The organism is Enterobacter sp. MEB024 (assembly GCF_030209635.1).
GTDB classification, from domain to species: domain Bacteria; phylum Pseudomonadota; class Gammaproteobacteria; order Enterobacterales; family Enterobacteriaceae; genus Enterobacter; species Enterobacter ludwigii.
Genome location: NZ_JARVRQ010000014.1, coordinates 64,705 through 80,983, shown reverse-complemented (window position 1 = coordinate 80,983; position 16,279 = coordinate 64,705). Strand labels below are relative to the sequence as shown.

The window sequence follows — 16,279 nt, the reverse complement described above, 5'->3', positions numbered from 1 at the left end:
ACCCGGCGGCGTGTGTGCCGTTGTTCCGTGTCAGTGGAGGCGCATTATAGGGGGTTATTCTGAAGTGACAAGCACAAAATACAAAAAACTTTTCGTTCGCTCACTTTTCAAACTTAACGCCTATTTAAGCCGCGAATCGCCTGATAAATGTGCGATCTCCCGCGCAAAACTGGCGACCTGCAACCAGTCGGTATACACCACCTCTTTACGCGTATCGGTTTCGCCGCCGGTCATCTTCATAATGAGGCGAATCATAAAGCGATCATACCAGCGATAGCGCGGATAACGCAGCGCGCCGGCAAAGACGGCGCTGATGTCCGGCTGCCACGGAGAGCTCAACAGAAACTTGCGCGTATAGCTGTTGGTCTGCGGCGTACGTTTCTCAGGTTTACGCGCCACCAGATTGACCGAGTAAAAAGCCCCGGGCAGTTTATTGAGCACTGCCGTATGCTTTTTCACAAAACGATCCAGCGCCGGATGGAAATGCCCGTAACGAATAGACGCGCCAATAACCACACGGTCGTAATCCTGCCAGGCTATCTGCTCCGTGCGGTTCAGGTTCACCACATCAGAGTAAATCCCCAGCTCTTTTAATTCTGAAGCCAGATATGAGGCAATCTCACGCGTTTGCCCATCCCGCGTAGAGAAAAGAATAAGTGTTTTCACCGACGACTCCTTACTCGCGCCAGAATGTTGGGGTGAACAGCACCAGCAGCGTAAAGACCTCCAGACGACCAAACAGCATGTTGGCGATGAGGATCCATTTCGCGACCGGGTTCATACTGGCAAAGTTATCCGCCACTACTCCCAGGCCAGGCCCGAGGTTATTCAACGTTGCTACGACGGAAGCAAAGGCAGAGAAATCATCCACCCCCGTCGCGATAATCGCCAGCATACTGACGATGAAGACCAGCGCATAGGCCGAGAAGAACCCCCACACCGCTTCAAGAATACGTTCCGGCAGGGCACGGTTACCCAGTTTGATGCTGTAAACCGCGTTCGGGTGGACCAGACGTTTAAGTTCACGGTTCCCCTGCTTAAACAACAGCAGAATACGAATCACCTTCAGGCCACCGCCCGTCGACCCCGCACAACCCCCGATGAACGCAGAACACAGCAGCAGTACCGGCAGGAACAGCGGCCAGCGTGCAATACTGTCCGTTGTAAAACCGGCGGTGGTTGCCATCGACACCACCTGGAAGAACGCCTGATTTAACGTGGTCAACGCGGAGTTATAGACATCGTGGAACCACAACACCACGGTACAGATGATGACCAGCGTAAGCTGGACACCAATGAACATGCGAAACTCCGGGTCACGCCAGTACACCTTCAGGCTACGCCCGCTGAGTAAGGAGAAGTGCAGACCGTAGTTACAACCGGAAATCAGCAGGAAGATGGCAATGATCGTGTTAATGGTGGGGCTGTCGAAGTAACCTACGCTGGCATCGTGGGTCGAGAACCCGCCGATGGCGATCGTCGCAAAGCTGTGCCCGATAGCGTCGAATGCAGGCATCCCGGCAAACCATAACGCTAACGCACAGGCGACCGTCAGTAAGACATAGATAAGCCACAGGGTTTTCGCCGTCTCGGCTATGCGCGGGCGCATCTTGTTATCTTTCAGTGGGCCCGGCATTTCCGCACGGTAAAGCTGCATCCCCCCGACGCCGAGAATAGGCAGGATGGCCACGGCCAGGACGATGATCCCCATCCCCCCGAACCATTGCAGCATCTGGCGATAAAAGAGAATGGCATGCGGTAAGGAATCCAGCCCGACCAGCGTGGTCGCCCCGGTCGTCGTTAAACCCGAGAACGATTCAAAAAACGCATCCGTGACGGTCAGATTAGGCTGTTCAGAGAAGATAAAGGGTAGCGCACCCACGCTTCCCAGCACTGTCCAGAACAGAACAACAATCAAAAACCCTTCGCGAGATTTCAGCTCACCCTTTTGACGACGGTTTGGCCACCACAGCAGAGAGCCAATCGCCAGCGCGACAAAGAAGGTCTGGGTAAATGCCCGCCCCGCGCCGTCCCGGTAGATAAGCGCTACCAGTCCTGGGAGAATCATCGTCCCGGAAAAAAGTATGACCAGCAGTCCAACGATTCGGGTAATGGCACGAAAATGCATCTCTGCCGCTTCCTTTGGTATTCAAAAAAGTGAGGTGGGGATTATTCTTCAATCGGCAGCAATTGCAACGAACCGCGACTAAAATCCGCCAGCTTTGCTGAAAAAGCAGCCAGTTCCGCCTGCGGAAGCGCCACGCGTAGTTGCACCATTGCCTGATAGTCACTGTGCGCGATGACGCCGTTAAACTGCTTTAGCAATGCCTCAATGCCGGATAACTGACCGTAATCGCACAGTAAAGTATATTCGGTGAGCGGCGTTTTGCGGGTGGTAATCAGCATATTCAGTGCCTGCTGAACCCCACCGCCATACGCTTTAACCAGTCCACCCGTGCCTAATAAAATACCGCCGTAGTAGCGAACGACCACGGCGGTGATTTCACCCACGCCGCTGCCCATCAACTGGGAGAGCATGGGTTTACCGGCTGTGCCTGCCGGTTCACCGTCATCGGAAAACCCCAGCTGTTGTGAATCGTTCGGCGGCCCTGCCACCCACGCCACGCAATGGTGACGTGCGTCAGGGTGCTGCGCGCGAACGGACTCAACAAACGCTTTTGCCGCCTCAACGCCGTCGGTATGTGCCAGCAGCGTAATGAATCGGCTCTTCTTAATTTCCTCAACAAAGGTGACCGGTTCAGCCGGTATCAGCCAGCTATCCATCAGGCCAGCTTCAGGTCTCGCGTCATATTCTCAATACCGTTTTCGTGGATCACCACGTTGTCTTCGATACGAATACCGCCAAACGGTTTCAGCGCTTCAATTTTGTCCCAGTTGAAGTGCTTGCTGAACGGGCCTTCACGCCATGGCGCTAACAGCGATTCGATAAAGTAGATACCCGGCTCGATGGTCAGCACCATACGCGGCTCAAGAATACGCGTGCAGCGCAGGTAAGGATATTTAGACGGCGCGGCCAGGTGCGTACCGGTATCGTCCTGCATAAAACCGGCAACATCATGAACCTGCAGACCCAGCGGGTGACCAATACCGTGCGGCATGAACGGCCCGGTCAGATCGTTTTCCACCATCGCCTCTTCGCTCATGTCTTTCACGATCTGGTGCTTACGCAGCAGTTTAGCGATGCGCTGATGGAACTGGATGTGGTAATCCACATAGCTGGTTCCCGCTTTCATGGTGCCAATAAGCGCCAGTTGCTCATCGTTAACGTCTTTAATCAACTGTGCAAAATCGGTATCCGCATTTGCCGCCCAGGTGCGGGTCAGGTCGGCCGCATAGCCGTTGTACTCTGCCCCGGCGTCCAACAGGAAGCTGCGCATCTCGGATGGCACCTGGTGATCGAGCCTGGTGTAGTGCAGAACGGACGCATGCTCATTCAGCGCGACGATGTTGCTGTAAGGGACATCAGTGTCACGGTGGCCGGTGGCGGTCAGATACGCCTGGTTAATATCGAACTCGCTCATGCCAGACTGGAACGCTTCATGCGCAGCACGGTGACCATTTACCGCCGTTTTTTGCGCTTCACGCATGCAGTAAAGTTCGTAGTCGGTCTTATAAGCGCGATAGTAGTGCAGATAATCCAGAACCCCTTTCGGATTGAGTTTATCCGCCGGAATATCCAGACCGAGCGCACGCTCAGGAACCGGGCCAATATAAGCAATATTGCCGCGCCCGGCTGGCAGGAGGCTGCCAATGCCATCGGCTTTTGGTAAAGCGATAACGTCCACTTCTTCCGTCCAGAAGCTGGTCGGCAGCGGCTCAACGTTGTGCCAGTAATCGACAGGCAGATAGAACCACAGTTTCGGCTTGTTCACCCCGTCCACCAGCAACCAGCAATTTGGGACCTGCGTGACCGGCACCCAGGCTTTGAACTGCGGGTTGACCTTAAACGGATACGCATGGTCATCCAGGAAGGTGTTAATCAGCTCTCCGGAGTGGATTAACAGCGCATCCAGCTTAAAGCGCGCCAGTACATCACGGGTACGTTCCTGTAGGGTAACGATATGATTTTTATAAAGCGAAGCCAGTGAGTCCATCTTTCTTCCTTTCATTTTTCTGAGCTCAAGTCATCGCATCTTAGCACACCTGACTCCGACTGCGTGATTTCCACCGACCGTGATCAATGCAGCAATTTCTTAATGAGAAATTTGCATTTTATTAACATAAATCCCACACTCCGTCTCATCTGGTATGACCAGATCCACTTGCTGGATTCAGGAGACTGACATGCTCTACAAAGGCGACACCCTGTACCTCAACTGGCTGGAAGATGGCATTGCCGAACTGGTGTTCGATGCCCCCGGCTCAGTCAACAAGCTTGATACCGCGACGGTGGCCAGTCTTGGCCAGGCGTTGGATGTGCTTGAAAAACAATCTGAATTAAAAGGGCTGCTGCTGCGCTCAAACAAAGCGGCTTTTATTGTCGGTGCAGATATCACCGAATTCCTTTCACTGTTCCAGGTCCCGGAAGAACAGCTGAGCCAGTGGCTGCACTTTGCCAACAGCGTCTTTAATCGTCTGGAAGATCTGCCTGTTCCGACAGTCTCCGCCGTTAACGGCTACGCGCTGGGCGGCGGCTGCGAGTGCGTGCTGGCAACCGACTATCGTCTGGCCACGCCAGACCTGCGCATCGGCCTGCCGGAAACAAAACTGGGCATCATGCCAGGCTTTGGCGGTTCCGTACGTATGCCACGCATGCTGGGTGCCGATAGCGCCCTGGAGATCATCGCCGCCGGTAAAGATGTCGGGGCGGAACAGGCGCAGAAAATAGGCCTGGTGGACGGTGTGGTTAAACCAGAAAAACTGATTGAAGGCTCCCTCGCCATTCTGCACCAGGCCATTAATGGTGACCTCGACTGGAAAGCCAAACGTCAGCCGAAGCTGGAACCGTTGAAACTCAGCAAAATTGAAGCCGCCATGAGCTTCACCATCGCCAAAGGGATGGTGATGCAGACGGCAGGCAAACACTACCCCGCGCCCATTACCGCCGTTAAAACGATTGAAGCCGCGGCCCGCTTTGGCCGTGATGAAGCGCTGAAACTGGAAAACCAAAGCTTTGTTCCGCTGGCGCACACTAATGAAGCTCGCGCACTGGTGGGCATCTTCCTGAACGATCAATTCGTGAAAGGTAAGGCGAAACAGCTGACCAAAAATGTTGAGACGCCAAAACAGGCGGCGGTACTCGGTGCAGGCATTATGGGCGGCGGCATCGCTTATCAGTCGGCCTGGAAAGGCGTGCCTGTGGTGATGAAAGACATCAGCGAGAAATCCCTGACGCTGGGCATGACCGAAGCGGCCAAGCTGCTGAATAAACAGCTGGAACGCGGCAAAATTGACGGTCTGAAACTCTCAGGGGTGATCTCGACAATCCACCCGACCCTGGACTATAGCGGTTTCGACCGTGTGGATGTGGTCGTTGAAGCGGTCGTTGAGAACCCGAAAGTCAAAAAAGCGGTGCTGGCGGAAACCGAAGAGAAGGTTCATCCTGATACCGTACTGGCCTCAAACACCTCCACCATCCCGATTAGCGAACTGGCAGGCGTTCTGAAGCGCCCGGAAAACTTCTGCGGTATGCACTTCTTTAACCCGGTGCACCGTATGCCACTTGTCGAAGTGATCCGTGGGGAAAAAACCTCTGACGAAACGATCGCCAAAGTCGTGGCATGGGCCAGCAAAATGGGCAAAACCCCGATCGTGGTCAACGATTGTCCGGGCTTCTTCGTCAACCGCGTGCTGTTCCCGTACTTCGCCGGTTTCAGCCAGCTCCTGCGCGACGGTGCGGATTTCCGCAAAGTCGACAAAGTGATGGAAAAACAGTTCGGCTGGCCGATGGGTCCGGCGTATCTGCTGGATGTGGTCGGCATTGACACCGCACACCACGCCCAGGCGGTGATGGCGGCAGGCTTCCCGCAGCGCATGCAGAAAGATTACCGCGACGCCATTGACGCCCTGTTTGACGCCAGCCGCTTTGGTCAGAAAAACGGCCTGGGCTTCTGGCGCTATAAAGAAGACAGCAAAGGTAAACCGAAGAAAGAAGAAGACGCGGCGGTGGATGGCCTGCTGGCCGACGTCAGCCAGCCGAAACGTGACTTCACCGACGATGAAATCATCGCCCGAATGATGATTCCAATGATCAACGAAGTGGTGCGTTGCCTGGAAGAAGGCATTATCGCCAGTCCGGCAGAAGCGGATATGGCACTGGTGTACGGCCTCGGCTTCCCTCCCTTCCACGGCGGCGCGTTCCGCTGGCTGGATACGCTCGGCAGCGCCCGTTATCTCGATATGGCTCAGCAGTACCAGCACCTCGGCCCGCTGTATGACGTGCCGGAAGGTCTGCGTAACAAAGCGCGCCATAACGAACCCTATTACCCAGCAGTTGAGCCAGCCCGTCCGGTTGGCGAGCTGAAAACGGCTTAAGGAGTCACAATGGAAAAGGTTGTCATTGTTGATGCGATTCGCACCCCGATGGGCCGTTCAAAAGGCGGTGCATTCCGTAATGTGCGCGCGGAAGACCTCTCCGCGCACCTGATGCGTAGCCTGCTGGCGCGTAACCCGGCACTGGACCCCGCAGCGCTCGACGATATTTACTGGGGCTGTGTACAGCAAACCCTCGAACAGGGCTTTAACATCGCCCGTAACGCTTCGCTGCTGGCGGAGATCCCGCATTCAGTTCCGGCGGTGACCGTTAACCGTCTGTGTGGTTCGTCAATGCAGGCGCTGCACGACGCGGCACGCATGATCATGACCGGTGATGCACAGGCCTGTCTGGTCGGCGGCGTGGAGCACATGGGCCACGTGCCGATGAGCCACGGGGTTGATTTCCACCCGGGTATGAGCCGTAACGTGGCGAAAGCGGCGGGAATGATGGGCCTGACCGCTGAGATGCTTTCCCGCCTCCACGGCATCAGCCGCGAAATGCAGGATACCTTTGCCGCGCGCTCCCACGCACGCGCCTGGGCCGCAACGCAGTCCGGCGCGTTTAAGCATGAGATCATCCCAACCGGTGGTCACGATGCTGACGGCGTTTTGAAGCAGTTCAGCTACGATGAAGTGATTCGCCCGGAAACCACTGTAGAAACCCTTTCTACGCTGCGCCCGGCGTTTGACCCGGTCACCGGTACGGTAACGGCAGGCACCTCGTCTGCCCTATCTGACGGGGCCGCCGCGATGCTGGTGATGAGTGAAAGCCGTGCCCGCGAGTTAGGCCTGACGCCTCGCGCCCGGGTGCGTTCGATGGCGGTGGTGGGTTGCGATCCGTCCATTATGGGTTACGGTCCGGTGCCGGCCTCGAAGCTGGCGCTGAAAAAAGCAGGCTTAACCACCAGTGATATCGATCTGTTTGAGATGAACGAAGCCTTTGCCGCGCAGATCCTGCCGTGCATCAAAGATCTGGGCCTGATGGATCAGATAGACGACAAGATTAACCTCAATGGCGGCGCGATCGCCCTCGGTCACCCGCTGGGTTGTTCCGGGGCACGCATCAGCACCACGCTGATTAACCTGATGGAACGCAAAGACGCTCAGTTTGGTCTGGCGACGATGTGTATCGGGCTGGGTCAGGGTATCGCGACGGTATTTGAGCGAGTGTAATTCTTCGAGGGGTTCTTACAGCCAGTGTCGCCAGAACACGGCGGCACGCGAGCGGCGCCCGATGCGCTTACGGAAGTAAGGGATTCGGGTGAGCACGCGCAGCCAACGCAGTTATGGCGCCAGTGGCGAAGAGATAAAGTTTAGTTGCCGTTCTTCCCGCCTGTCAGGGGCGGGTTTTTTATTTAAATGAACGCGAACGCATCGCCGAAGAGACGGTCTTCACGCGCGTCACGTTCGTTGCAGAACAGGTCACGGGCAATTTTCGCCATCTCAAAACGGCCAGCAATATAGATATCATGTCCCGCCAGCGTGCCGTGATCCTGCAGCACCGCCGTCAGTACCGTACCGCTGCGCCCACGCCAGCCCTCTTCAGGCTGCTCCACCACCGGCTCAATGCGCAGGTGTGGATGATTGACGCTTAATGCTTCCAGTTCAGACAGGTCGTAGAGATGTTTCTCTTCGCGGCCGCCCCAGTAGATGGTGATATCGCGATCCGGGTTACGCGCCAGGGCCGTCAGCAGGATAGAGCGCACATAAGAGAAACCCGTTCCCCCCGCAATCAGGATCAGCGGACGGTCTTCATCTTCACGCAGCCAGGCATCACCGTGAGGAATATCCACCACGATTTCACGTTCTTTCAGAATGCGGTCCATGACGGCCATCGCATACAGGTTAAGCTCAGACGCACCAATATGAAGCTCAATAAATTCCTGCTCTGCTGGCGTAGAAGCCATAGAGAAGGGACGCTTATCACGCTCATCCATCACGACCATCAAGTACTGACCGGCGCGGAAAGAGAATGCCGCTTCAGGTACTAAACGGACGCGATATACGGTGTCGGTGATAGCATCTACCGAGGTCACTTTACAGCTTAAGGTTGTCATTCGCTCTCTCTGTCGTGAAGTCTATAGGGCTTAACGGCCTGTTTCAGGTTTACCGTTATTCATTATGGCCAGTTCATCCCAGATCGCGTCAATGCGCGCGGTCACGGCAGGATCTTTTTTGATCGGTCGACCCCATTCACGCTCGGTTTCGCCGGGCCATTTGTTTGTGGCATCCAGTCCCATTTTTGAGCCAAGGCCGGAGACCGGCGAGGCAAAATCCAGATAATCTATCGGCGTGTTTTCGACTAACACCGTATCCCGCGCCGGATCCATTCGCGTAGTAATGGCCCAGATAACGTCATTCCAGTCGCGGGCGTTAACATCATCATCGCAGACAATAACAAATTTGGTATACATAAACTGGCGCAGGAAAGACCATACGCCCATCATCACGCGTTTAGCGTGACCAGGATATTGCTTCTTCATCGTCACCACCGCCAGGCGATACGAACACCCTTCCGGCGGCAGGTAAAAATCAACAATTTCCGGGAACTGCTTTTGCAGGATCGGCACAAACACTTCGTTCAGCGCCACTCCCAGTACCGCCGGTTCATCCGGTGGACGTCCGGTATAGGTGGAGTGGTAAATCGCATCTTCACGCTGGGTGATGTGCGTGACGGTAAACACCGGGAAGTTATCAACTTCGTTGTAATAGCCGGTGTGGTCACCGTATGGCCCTTCCGGTGCCATTTCGCCCTGCTCAAGGTAACCTTCCAGAACGATCTCCGCGCTGGCAGGAACTTCAAGGTCATTAGAAATACACTTCACGACTTCGGTTTTGGTTCCGCGCAGCAGGCCTGCAAAGGCATATTCGGACAGCGTATCCGGCACTGGCGTTACCGCCCCCAGAATCGTGGCCGGATCGGCGCCTAACGCAACGGAAACCGGGAAACGCTCGCCCGGGTGTTCAGCACACCACTCCTGGAAATCCAGGGCGCCGCCACGATGTGACAACCAGCGCATGATGAGCTTATTCTTGCCAATCAGCTGCTGGCGGTAAATACCCAGATTTTGTCGCTCTTTGTGCGGACCACGCGTGACGGTGAGCCCCCAGGTGATAAGCGGCGCAGCATCTTCAGGCCAGCATTGCATGACAGGAATTTTTGTCAGATCCACCGCATCGCCTTCCAGCACTTTCTGCTGACACGGTGCGCCGCGCAGACGTTTGGTTGGCATGTTTAGCACCTGCTTAAACTGCGGCAGTTTATCGAACAGATCGCGGAAACCTTTCGGTGGCTCTGGCTCTTTCAGAAACGCCAGCAGTTTACCCACTTCGCGCAGCGCCGTGACGTCCTCCTGTCCCATCCCCAACGCCACACGGCGCGGTGTACCAAACAGGTTGCACAGCACCGGCATCGAATACCCTTTTGGGTTTTCAAACAGTAAAGCGGGGCCACCGGCACGCAGGGTGCGGTCAGCAATTTCTGTCATTTCCAGATAAGGATCAACAGGAAGTGTAATGCGTTTGAGTTCGCCCTGCTTTTCCAGCAGCGTCAGGAAGTCGCGGAGATCGTGGTATTTCATGCAGTTAGTCATGGCCTCTCTGTAAGCGCTTCATTATACGGCGTAAGCCTGCTTGATGCTGTAATTTTGTTAAATTAGCGTGAACTTATGCATTCTGTTCCCTTTTCCCCCATTATAATCAACTTAGCGATCCCGCCAGGGTTTTGATATGCTTGCGCCCCGAACTAAGGGAAAGAGTGATTATGCAGGCCTGGTATTTACTGTATTGCAAACGCGGGCAACTTCAGCGCGCGCAGGAACATCTTGAACGTCAGTCTGTAAATTGCCTGACACCCGTGATCACGCTTGAAAAAATGCAGCGCGGGAAGCGCACGACCGTCAGTGAGCCATTATTCCCGAACTATCTGTTCGTTGAGTTCGACCCGGAAGTGATTCACACCACGACCATCAGCGCCACACGCGGTGTCAGCCACTTTGTGCGTTTTGGCGCTCACCCGGCTACGGTCCCGTCAACGGTGATTCATCAGCTTTCGGTGTACCAGCAACCTGAAGGCATCACCGATCCGGAAACCCCCTACGCAGGCGACAGCGTCGTCATCACTGAAGGGGCTTTCGAGGGCTTACAGGCGATTTTCGCCGAGCCTGACGGTGAAGCACGCTCCATGCTGCTGCTCAACCTGCTGAATAAGCAGGTATTGCAGAGCGTGAAAAACACCGACTTCCGCAAAGTTTAAACGTCTATCCCGAACAAGCGACGCACGTTGTCATCCGTCTGTGCGCAAAGCCAGTGCGGGTCTTCTCCGCGCCAGCGCGCTACGCTCTCAAGAATATGCCCCAGATAGGCCGGTTCGTTACGTCGAGAAGCCGGTTTGGGTTGCATATCTCGCGGCAGCAGATAAGGTGCGTCGGTTTCAACAAGCAAGCGGTCCGCCGGGATCACCGGCAACAGCTCGCGAAGCTCAAGCCCGCGACGTTCATCGCAAACCCAGCCGGTAATGCCCAGATATAACCCGCGTTCCAGACAATCCAGCGCCTCCTGCCGTGAACCGGTAAAGCAGTGCAGTACCGCACCGGGCAGTTTATCGAGCCAGGGTTCCAGTAAGGCGAGGAAGCGCTCATGCGCGTCACGGCAGTGCATAAACACAGGCATTCCAAGCTCCGCCGCCAGGGCGAGCTGGGCGGTGAAGGCGTTTTCCTGTTCGGCTGGTGTGGAAAAGTTACGGTTGAAATCGAGACCACATTCGCCAATGGCCACGACTTCAGGGGTTTTCGCCAGCCTGTGTATGATTTCAGCGCTCTGCGGCGTCCACTGGCTGCTGTCATGAGGATGCACGCCAGCGGTTGACCAGCAGCGATCATAGCGCTGAGCAAGCTGCTGCGCCTGCTCGCTTTCATGCAGGTTGGTTCCCGTCAGGAGCAGCCCTTTCACCCCGGCGGCAAAAGCACGCGCGACGACCTCATCGCAGTCTTTCGCAAACTGCGAGCTGGTCAGGTTGAGTCCGATATCAAACATGCGATTCCCCATAGCACAACCGCCCTGACGGGCGGCTGGTTTTACTCTTCAGTGGTCTTTTCCGACGTATCGTCTTCGTCATCCGACCGACGCCCTTTTCCCACGTAGAAACGCGAGAAAAATACGCCGACTTCAAACAGACAATACATCGGTATTGCCAGCAGTGTTTGTGAGAAGACGTCAGGTGGTGTGAGCAGCATACCAACCACAAACGCGCCGACCAGGATATACGGGCGCTTCTTACGCAGGTCATCAGGGGTAGTCACCCCTACCCAGCAAAGCAGCACAATGGCTACCGGCACTTCGAATGCCACGCCGAACGCCATAAACAGCGCCATCACAAAGCTGAGGTAACTGGCGATATCCGTCGACACCTGAACCCCTTCCGGCGCGGTATGCGTCAGGAAGCCAAAGGCCAGCGGGAAGACAACAAAGTAGGCGAACGCCATGCCGATATAGAACAGCAGCGAGCTGGATACCAGCAGCGGGATCACCAGCTTGCGTTCATGCTTGTATAGCGCTGGCGCCACAAACGCCCACACCTGATAAAGAATGACCGGCGCAGAGGCAATCAGCGATACCCAGAAGGTGAGCTTAATAGGGGTAAAGAACGGTGATGCAACGTCGGTTGCGATCATCGTTGCCCCCAGCGGCATCTGCTTGATCAGCGGCGCAGAGACAACCTGGTAGATATCATTGGCGAAATAGACCAGGCATAAGAAAATGAGGAAAACCGCGATAATGCAGTTTAACAGGCGCTTACGCAGCTCTATGAGGTGCGTAATCAGCGGTTGGGTATCATCTACTGCCATGTTTACGCTTTATCACTCGACGAGGGGGATGATTCGGAAACAGGCGCGGCAGGCTTAACGTCAGCCGCTTTTACTACCGGTTCTTCCGGCTGCGCCTGTTTTTTCGGTTCAGATTCCTGCGGCGTTTGTTCAGGCGCGGTAGCCTGATGCTCCGCGCTGGCAGGCGTAACGCCCTCGCGCTTCGCTTCGCTGTCCTTCACCACCGGGTTGTGGATGGTGTTGGCTTCATCGCTCGCCTTTTCAGGATCGTTGACGCTGTAGGAGCGCTTCATGGATTCTGCCGCTTCACGCAGTTCATCCATTGAGGCTTTCAGTTCAGGCGTCAGGTTATCCATGCTCGCCTTTTCCACCTTTTTCAGGCTTTCCTGAAACTCCTGCAGCTTAAGTTCCTGCGCCAGCTCATTTTGTACGGTCGAAGCCAGCGATCTCAGCGCGCGTACCCAGCCCACAACGGTTTTCACCGCCACCGGCAGACGCTGGGGTCCTAACACTATCAGGCCAATCACAAAGACCAGCAGCAGCTCACTAAAACCAATGTCGAACACGAATTACACCTGCTCTTTATCGTGGCGTTTAGCGTCTTCTTTTTTCGCCTCTTCCTGCTTGTCGGAGATGGATTTAGCAGTAAAGTCAGCATCCTGGCTGGTTTTATCCTGCTTGCTCTCATCATCGCTCATCGCTTTCTTGAAGCCTTTGATAGACGCGCCCAGATCGGAGCCGATAGAACCGAGCTTTTTCGTGCCAAACAGCAGCACGACGATGACGGCAATGATCAACAATTGCCAGATACTGATACCACCCATACATGTACCTCAGGGATAGATGATTAATGAGTCAGGTCGCATTATACGTAGGCGACCCGTAGATAGCGACGCAAAATCAGCGCGTTTTTCTCCAGCCGGCGAGCCAGACCACAACACCGCCAGCCATCAGCCAGGCGGGCATCATCTGCCAGTCAGGGCGAGTGATCAGCAACAGCGTACCACTCAGCAGCAGCGTTGCTCCAATGCCAAAGAGATAGCGCGACTGCCCCTGTCGAACACGGCTGGACTGAAGCTCGCGGGCGATTTTATCCATGCTGTGCTGAAGGTTCTTGCTCTGACGCAAACTGTCGTAAATCAGTTCAGGAATATCAGGCATTTTTTCTATCCAGAACGGGCCTTTCTCTTTAATAGAGCGCACCAGCGCCGGAATGCCCACCTGATCCTTAATCCAGGATTCAAGGAAAGGTTTCGCAGTCTTCCATAAGTCTAACTGAGGATAGAGCTGTCGACCTACACCTTCAACGTAAAGTAATGTTTTCTGAAGTAAAACTAACTGTGGCTGCACTTCCATGTTGAAGCGGCGTGCCGTGTTAAACAGGTTCAGCAATACGTGTCCGAAGGAAATTTCTGCCAGCGGCTTTTCAAAAATCGGCTCGCAGACGGTACGGATAGCAAACTCAAACTCTTCGACGTTGGTGTCCGGCGGAACCCAGCCAGAATCAACGTGCAGCTCGGCCACCTTGCGGTAATCACGGTTAAAGAAGGCGATGAAGTTTTCAGCGAGATAGCGCTTATCTTCTTTGTTCAGCGAGCCCACAATACCGCAGTCAATACCGATATATTTCGGGTCTTCCGGGTGCTCATAACTGACGAAGATATTCCCCGGGTGCATGTCCGCGTGGAAAAAGCTGTCGCGGAATACCTGGGTAAAGAAGACCTGTACACCACGCTCGGCCAGCAGCTTCATGTTGGTTCCCTGCTTTTCCAGGGCTGCCACATCCGAGACCGGAATACCGTAAATCCGCTCCATTACCATCATGTTCTGGCTGCAGTAGTCCGAATACACTTCCGGCACATAGAGCATCGGGCTGTTTTCAAAGTTCCGGCGCAGCTGGATGGCATTTGCCGATTCACGCAGCAGGTTTAATTCATCAATGAGCGTTTTTTCATACTCCCGCACAACTTCCATTGGGCGCAGACGGCGTCCGTCGGGGAGCAGGCGCGGAACCCAGCGTGCAAGCCGATAGATAAGCTTCATGTCCGCTCGGATTACCGGCAGGATGTCCGGGCGGATCACTTTGATAACCACCTCTTTGCCGTTCTCTTTCAGACGTGCTGTATGCACCTGGGCGATAGAGGCTGAAGCAAGAGGTTCTATTTCGAAATCGTCAAACCAGGTCTCGACAGGAATATTGCCCATCGCCTCTTCGATCTGTTTTTTCGCCCTCACACCGTCAAACGGTGCAACGCGGTCCTGCAGCAGTGCCAGTTCATCGGCAATCTGCGGCGGGAAAAGATCGCGGCGAGTCGAGAGCATTTGCCCGAACTTAATCCATACCGGGCCCAGCTCCTGGAGCGCCAGGCGAAGACGTTCACCCAGCGGCTGATCTTTATGACAATTAGGCATCCAGAACAACATCCGCCGCCAGATGCGAAGCAGCAGCGTGATACGCATTTTGGGGATAAGCTCGTCGAGCCCGTAACTCAAAAAGGTGTGGACGATAAAATAGAGGCGCCGAATTTCACCAGGCGTCATTTGCCCTCCAGTTTTTCCAGCCGTTTGGTTAAGGCATCCACCGCGCGTTCAACCGCTGCGGTCTCTTCCGCAAACCATGCAACTTCAAGCGCGCCAGGGGCCATACGCCACTCTTCAGTCAGCACTTCCGCCGCATAGCGTTGCTGCCGTTGCAGACTCTTGCGAAGGAAAGCCGTACCGCCATGAATGGCTTTACCGATCCCTTCGGCAGCAATGTCGCCAATGAAAGGCGCAAGCAGCTCTGCCGGGTCAAACTCGGCCAGATCGCTGAGCGCAACGAAATTCTGTACGACCTGAATGTCGCCTTCCACTTCCAGCTCACCGCTGCGGATAAGCGTCGTAAGCTGCTGACGGTCACGTAATTTTGGCAGCACGCTCAAGTGCGTAATCACGGAGCAGTCGGCTTCACCTTCCCACTCACCCAGAACGTCAAGCTGGCGTTCACTGAAAACCAGCACAAGCGGCGTCGAGAACTCTTTCAGAACAACACGCAGCACCTTGCCGTTAAGCCGCTGACGTGCGGCTTTTAGCGCCGGTGCGCGGTAAAGAAAGGCATTCAGGACATTCTCGATGCCTGCGGTGACTAAGGGTTTAAAGGGCACGGGAAACCTCCACTCAGAACTTATAACCGCGATGCAGCGCGACGACACCTGCCGTCATGTTGAAATACTCAACGTTCTCGAATTCCGCATCCTGCATCATGGCCTTTAAGGTGTCCTGATCCGGGTGCATACGGATAGATTCCGCCAGGTACCGGTAGCTTTCCGCGTCGTTTGCCACCAGCTCACCAATGCGCGGCAGTACATGGAATGAGTATGCGTCGTAAGCTTTGCTTAACGGCTCAAGAATCGGTTTGGAGAATTCGAGCACCAGCAGGCGTCCACCCGGCTTTAGCACGCGGTACATGGAGCGCAGCGCTTTTTCTTTATCGGTGACGTTACGCAGGCCGAAGGAGATAGTGATGCAGTCAAAGGTATTATCCGGGAAAGGCAGCGCTTCGGCGTTCGCCTGCACATACTCGACATTACCTACCACGCCGATGTTACGCAGCTTCTCACGTCCCATTTTGAGCATTGAGTCGTTAATATCTGCCAGAACAACGCGACCGGTTTCGCCCACCAGACGGGAGAATTTTGCTGTCAAATCGCCTGTACCGCCGGCTAAATCCAGTACCGTTTGTCCACGACGCACACCGCTACAGTCGATGGTGAAGCGCTTCCACAAGCGATGAATGCCGAACGACATCAAGTCATTCATCACATCGTACTTCGCCGCCACGGAATGAAATACGTGGGCCACCATATCAGCTTTCTGCGCTTTGGCGACAGTCTGAAAGCCAAAGTGCGTCGTGTCTTGTGAATCGTCAACCATCTCAGAGCCTGCTTATCAGTAAAATGTTCGTGAAGTGTAACAGATTG

At 55.0% G+C, this 16,279-nt stretch carries 16 protein-coding genes; 3 read left to right on the top strand and 13 right to left on the bottom strand.

What is annotated here, in order from left to right; all coding sequences use genetic code 11:
* Window positions 1-120: 120 nt before the first annotated feature.
* Genes hemG through pepQ form a run of 4 tightly spaced genes read right to left on the bottom strand, consistent with a single transcriptional unit; the run spans window position 121 to window position 4,115 of the window.
* Window positions 121-666 carry a menaquinone-dependent protoporphyrinogen IX dehydrogenase gene (gene hemG, locus QRN24_RS19780; RefSeq protein ID WP_050737760.1) on the bottom strand — a complete coding sequence of 182 codons (546 nt, stop codon included), beginning with the start codon at window positions 664-666 and terminating at the stop codon, window positions 121-123.
* A 10-nt stretch (window positions 667-676) separates the two neighbouring features.
* Window positions 677-2,128, bottom strand: coding sequence for a Trk system potassium transporter TrkH (trkH, locus tag QRN24_RS19775; RefSeq protein ID WP_025202793.1), 1,452 nt, complete (start codon window positions 2,126-2,128; stop codon window positions 677-679).
* A 41-nt stretch (window positions 2,129-2,169) separates the two neighbouring features.
* Complete coding sequence (locus QRN24_RS19770; protein WP_020882868.1) at window positions 2,170-2,784, bottom strand: IMPACT family protein; 615 nt, start codon at window positions 2,782-2,784, stop codon at window positions 2,170-2,172.
* Entirely contained in the window at window positions 2,784-4,115 is a 1,332-nt protein-coding gene (gene pepQ, locus QRN24_RS19765; RefSeq protein ID WP_020882869.1) for a Xaa-Pro dipeptidase, read from the bottom strand. The genes QRN24_RS19770 and pepQ overlap by 1 nt, the downstream gene beginning before the upstream one ends.
* A 190-nt stretch (window positions 4,116-4,305) precedes the next feature.
* On the opposite strand from pepQ, the gene fadB reads away from it, so the two are divergent.
* Window positions 4,306-6,495, top strand: a complete 2,190-nt coding sequence (fadB, locus tag QRN24_RS19760) for a fatty acid oxidation complex subunit alpha FadB (RefSeq protein WP_284942978.1) — start codon at window positions 4,306-4,308, stop codon at window positions 6,493-6,495.
* 9 nt (window positions 6,496-6,504) lie between these two features.
* Window positions 6,505-7,668 carry an acetyl-CoA C-acyltransferase FadA gene (gene fadA, locus QRN24_RS19755; protein WP_014172105.1) on the top strand — a complete coding sequence of 388 codons (1,164 nt, stop codon included), beginning with the start codon at window positions 6,505-6,507 and terminating at the stop codon, window positions 7,666-7,668.
* 182 nt (window positions 7,669-7,850) lie between these two features.
* Here the strand turns inward: fadA and fre are convergent, their stop codons facing one another.
* Window positions 7,851-8,552: an NAD(P)H-flavin reductase gene (fre, locus tag QRN24_RS19750; protein ID WP_014172106.1), complete on the bottom strand. Its 702-nt coding sequence runs from the start codon at window positions 8,550-8,552 to the stop codon at window positions 7,851-7,853.
* 30 nt (window positions 8,553-8,582) lie between these two features.
* Window positions 8,583-10,088, bottom strand: a complete 1,506-nt coding sequence (gene ubiD / locus QRN24_RS19745; RefSeq protein ID WP_014172107.1) for a 4-hydroxy-3-polyprenylbenzoate decarboxylase — start codon at window positions 10,086-10,088, stop codon at window positions 8,583-8,585.
* A 170-nt stretch (window positions 10,089-10,258) separates the two neighbouring features.
* Here ubiD and rfaH point away from each other — a divergent pair, with 170 nt between their 5' ends.
* The gene (rfaH, locus tag QRN24_RS19740; protein WP_020882871.1) at window positions 10,259-10,750 is read left to right on the top strand and encodes a transcription/translation regulatory transformer protein RfaH; all 492 of its coding nucleotides are present in this window, start codon (window positions 10,259-10,261) and stop codon (window positions 10,748-10,750) included.
* Here rfaH and tatD read toward each other — a convergent pair.
* From tatD to ubiE, 7 genes are all read right to left on the bottom strand, one after another.
* Window positions 10,747-11,529 (bottom strand): 3'-5' ssDNA/RNA exonuclease TatD, encoded by a 783-nt coding sequence (gene tatD, locus QRN24_RS19735; protein WP_041162905.1) that lies wholly within the window; start codon window positions 11,527-11,529, stop codon window positions 10,747-10,749. The genes rfaH and tatD overlap by 4 nt on opposite strands.
* A 41-nt stretch (window positions 11,530-11,570) precedes the next feature.
* Window positions 11,571-12,341 carry a Sec-independent protein translocase subunit TatC gene (tatC, locus tag QRN24_RS19730; RefSeq protein WP_014172110.1) on the bottom strand — a complete coding sequence of 257 codons (771 nt, stop codon included), beginning with the start codon at window positions 12,339-12,341 and terminating at the stop codon, window positions 11,571-11,573.
* Window positions 12,342-12,343: 2 nt separating this feature from the next.
* Window positions 12,344-12,886, bottom strand: a complete 543-nt coding sequence (gene tatB / locus QRN24_RS19725; protein WP_284942977.1) for a Sec-independent protein translocase protein TatB — start codon at window positions 12,884-12,886, stop codon at window positions 12,344-12,346.
* Window positions 12,887-12,889: 3 nt separating this feature from the next.
* Window positions 12,890-13,144, bottom strand: coding sequence for a Sec-independent protein translocase subunit TatA (gene tatA / locus QRN24_RS19720; RefSeq protein ID WP_020882874.1), 255 nt, complete (start codon window positions 13,142-13,144; stop codon window positions 12,890-12,892).
* 76 nt (window positions 13,145-13,220) lie between these two features.
* Window positions 13,221-14,861 carry a ubiquinone biosynthesis regulatory protein kinase UbiB gene (ubiB, locus tag QRN24_RS19715; RefSeq protein WP_219372518.1) on the bottom strand — a complete coding sequence of 547 codons (1,641 nt, stop codon included), beginning with the start codon at window positions 14,859-14,861 and terminating at the stop codon, window positions 13,221-13,223.
* Window positions 14,858-15,463: a ubiquinone biosynthesis protein UbiJ gene (gene ubiJ, locus QRN24_RS19710; protein WP_219372519.1), complete on the bottom strand. Its 606-nt coding sequence runs from the start codon at window positions 15,461-15,463 to the stop codon at window positions 14,858-14,860. The genes ubiB and ubiJ overlap by 4 nt, the downstream gene beginning before the upstream one ends.
* 13 nt (window positions 15,464-15,476) lie before the next feature.
* On the bottom strand, window positions 15,477-16,232 hold the full coding sequence (ubiE, locus tag QRN24_RS19705; RefSeq protein WP_014172115.1) for a bifunctional demethylmenaquinone methyltransferase/2-methoxy-6-polyprenyl-1,4-benzoquinol methylase UbiE: 756 nt from the start codon (window positions 16,230-16,232) through the stop codon (window positions 15,477-15,479).
* Window positions 16,233-16,279: the final 47 nt, after the last annotated feature.

Excerpts from the sequence above, each read along its gene's own strand:
- pepQ (WP_020882869.1), bottom strand. The coding sequence starts at position 4,115 with ATGGACTCACTGGCTTCGCTTTATAAAAATCATATCGTTACCCTACAG.
- fre (WP_014172106.1), bottom strand. The coding sequence starts at position 8,552 with ATGACAACCTTAAGCTGTAAAGTGACCTCGGTAGATGCTATCACCGAC.
- fadB (WP_284942978.1), top strand. The coding sequence starts at position 4,306 with ATGCTCTACAAAGGCGACACCCTGTACCTCAACTGGCTGGAAGATGGC.
- fadA (WP_014172105.1), top strand. The coding sequence starts at position 6,505 with ATGGAAAAGGTTGTCATTGTTGATGCGATTCGCACCCCGATGGGCCGT.
- trkH (WP_025202793.1), bottom strand. The coding sequence starts at position 2,128 with ATGCATTTTCGTGCCATTACCCGAATCGTTGGACTGCTGGTCATACTT.
- rfaH (WP_020882871.1), top strand. The coding sequence starts at position 10,259 with ATGCAGGCCTGGTATTTACTGTATTGCAAACGCGGGCAACTTCAGCGC.
- QRN24_RS19770 (WP_020882868.1), bottom strand. The coding sequence starts at position 2,784 with ATGGATAGCTGGCTGATACCGGCTGAACCGGTCACCTTTGTTGAGGAA.
- ubiD (WP_014172107.1), bottom strand. The coding sequence starts at position 10,088 with ATGACTAACTGCATGAAATACCACGATCTCCGCGACTTCCTGACGCTG.
- ubiB (WP_219372518.1), bottom strand. The coding sequence starts at position 14,861 with ATGACGCCTGGTGAAATTCGGCGCCTCTATTTTATCGTCCACACCTTT.
- tatD (WP_041162905.1), bottom strand. The coding sequence starts at position 11,529 with ATGTTTGATATCGGACTCAACCTGACCAGCTCGCAGTTTGCGAAAGAC.
- ubiE (WP_014172115.1), bottom strand. The coding sequence starts at position 16,232 with ATGGTTGACGATTCACAAGACACGACGCACTTTGGCTTTCAGACTGTC.
- tatA (WP_020882874.1), bottom strand. The coding sequence starts at position 13,144 with ATGGGTGGTATCAGTATCTGGCAATTGTTGATCATTGCCGTCATCGTC.
- tatC (WP_014172110.1), bottom strand. The coding sequence starts at position 12,341 with ATGGCAGTAGATGATACCCAACCGCTGATTACGCACCTCATAGAGCTG.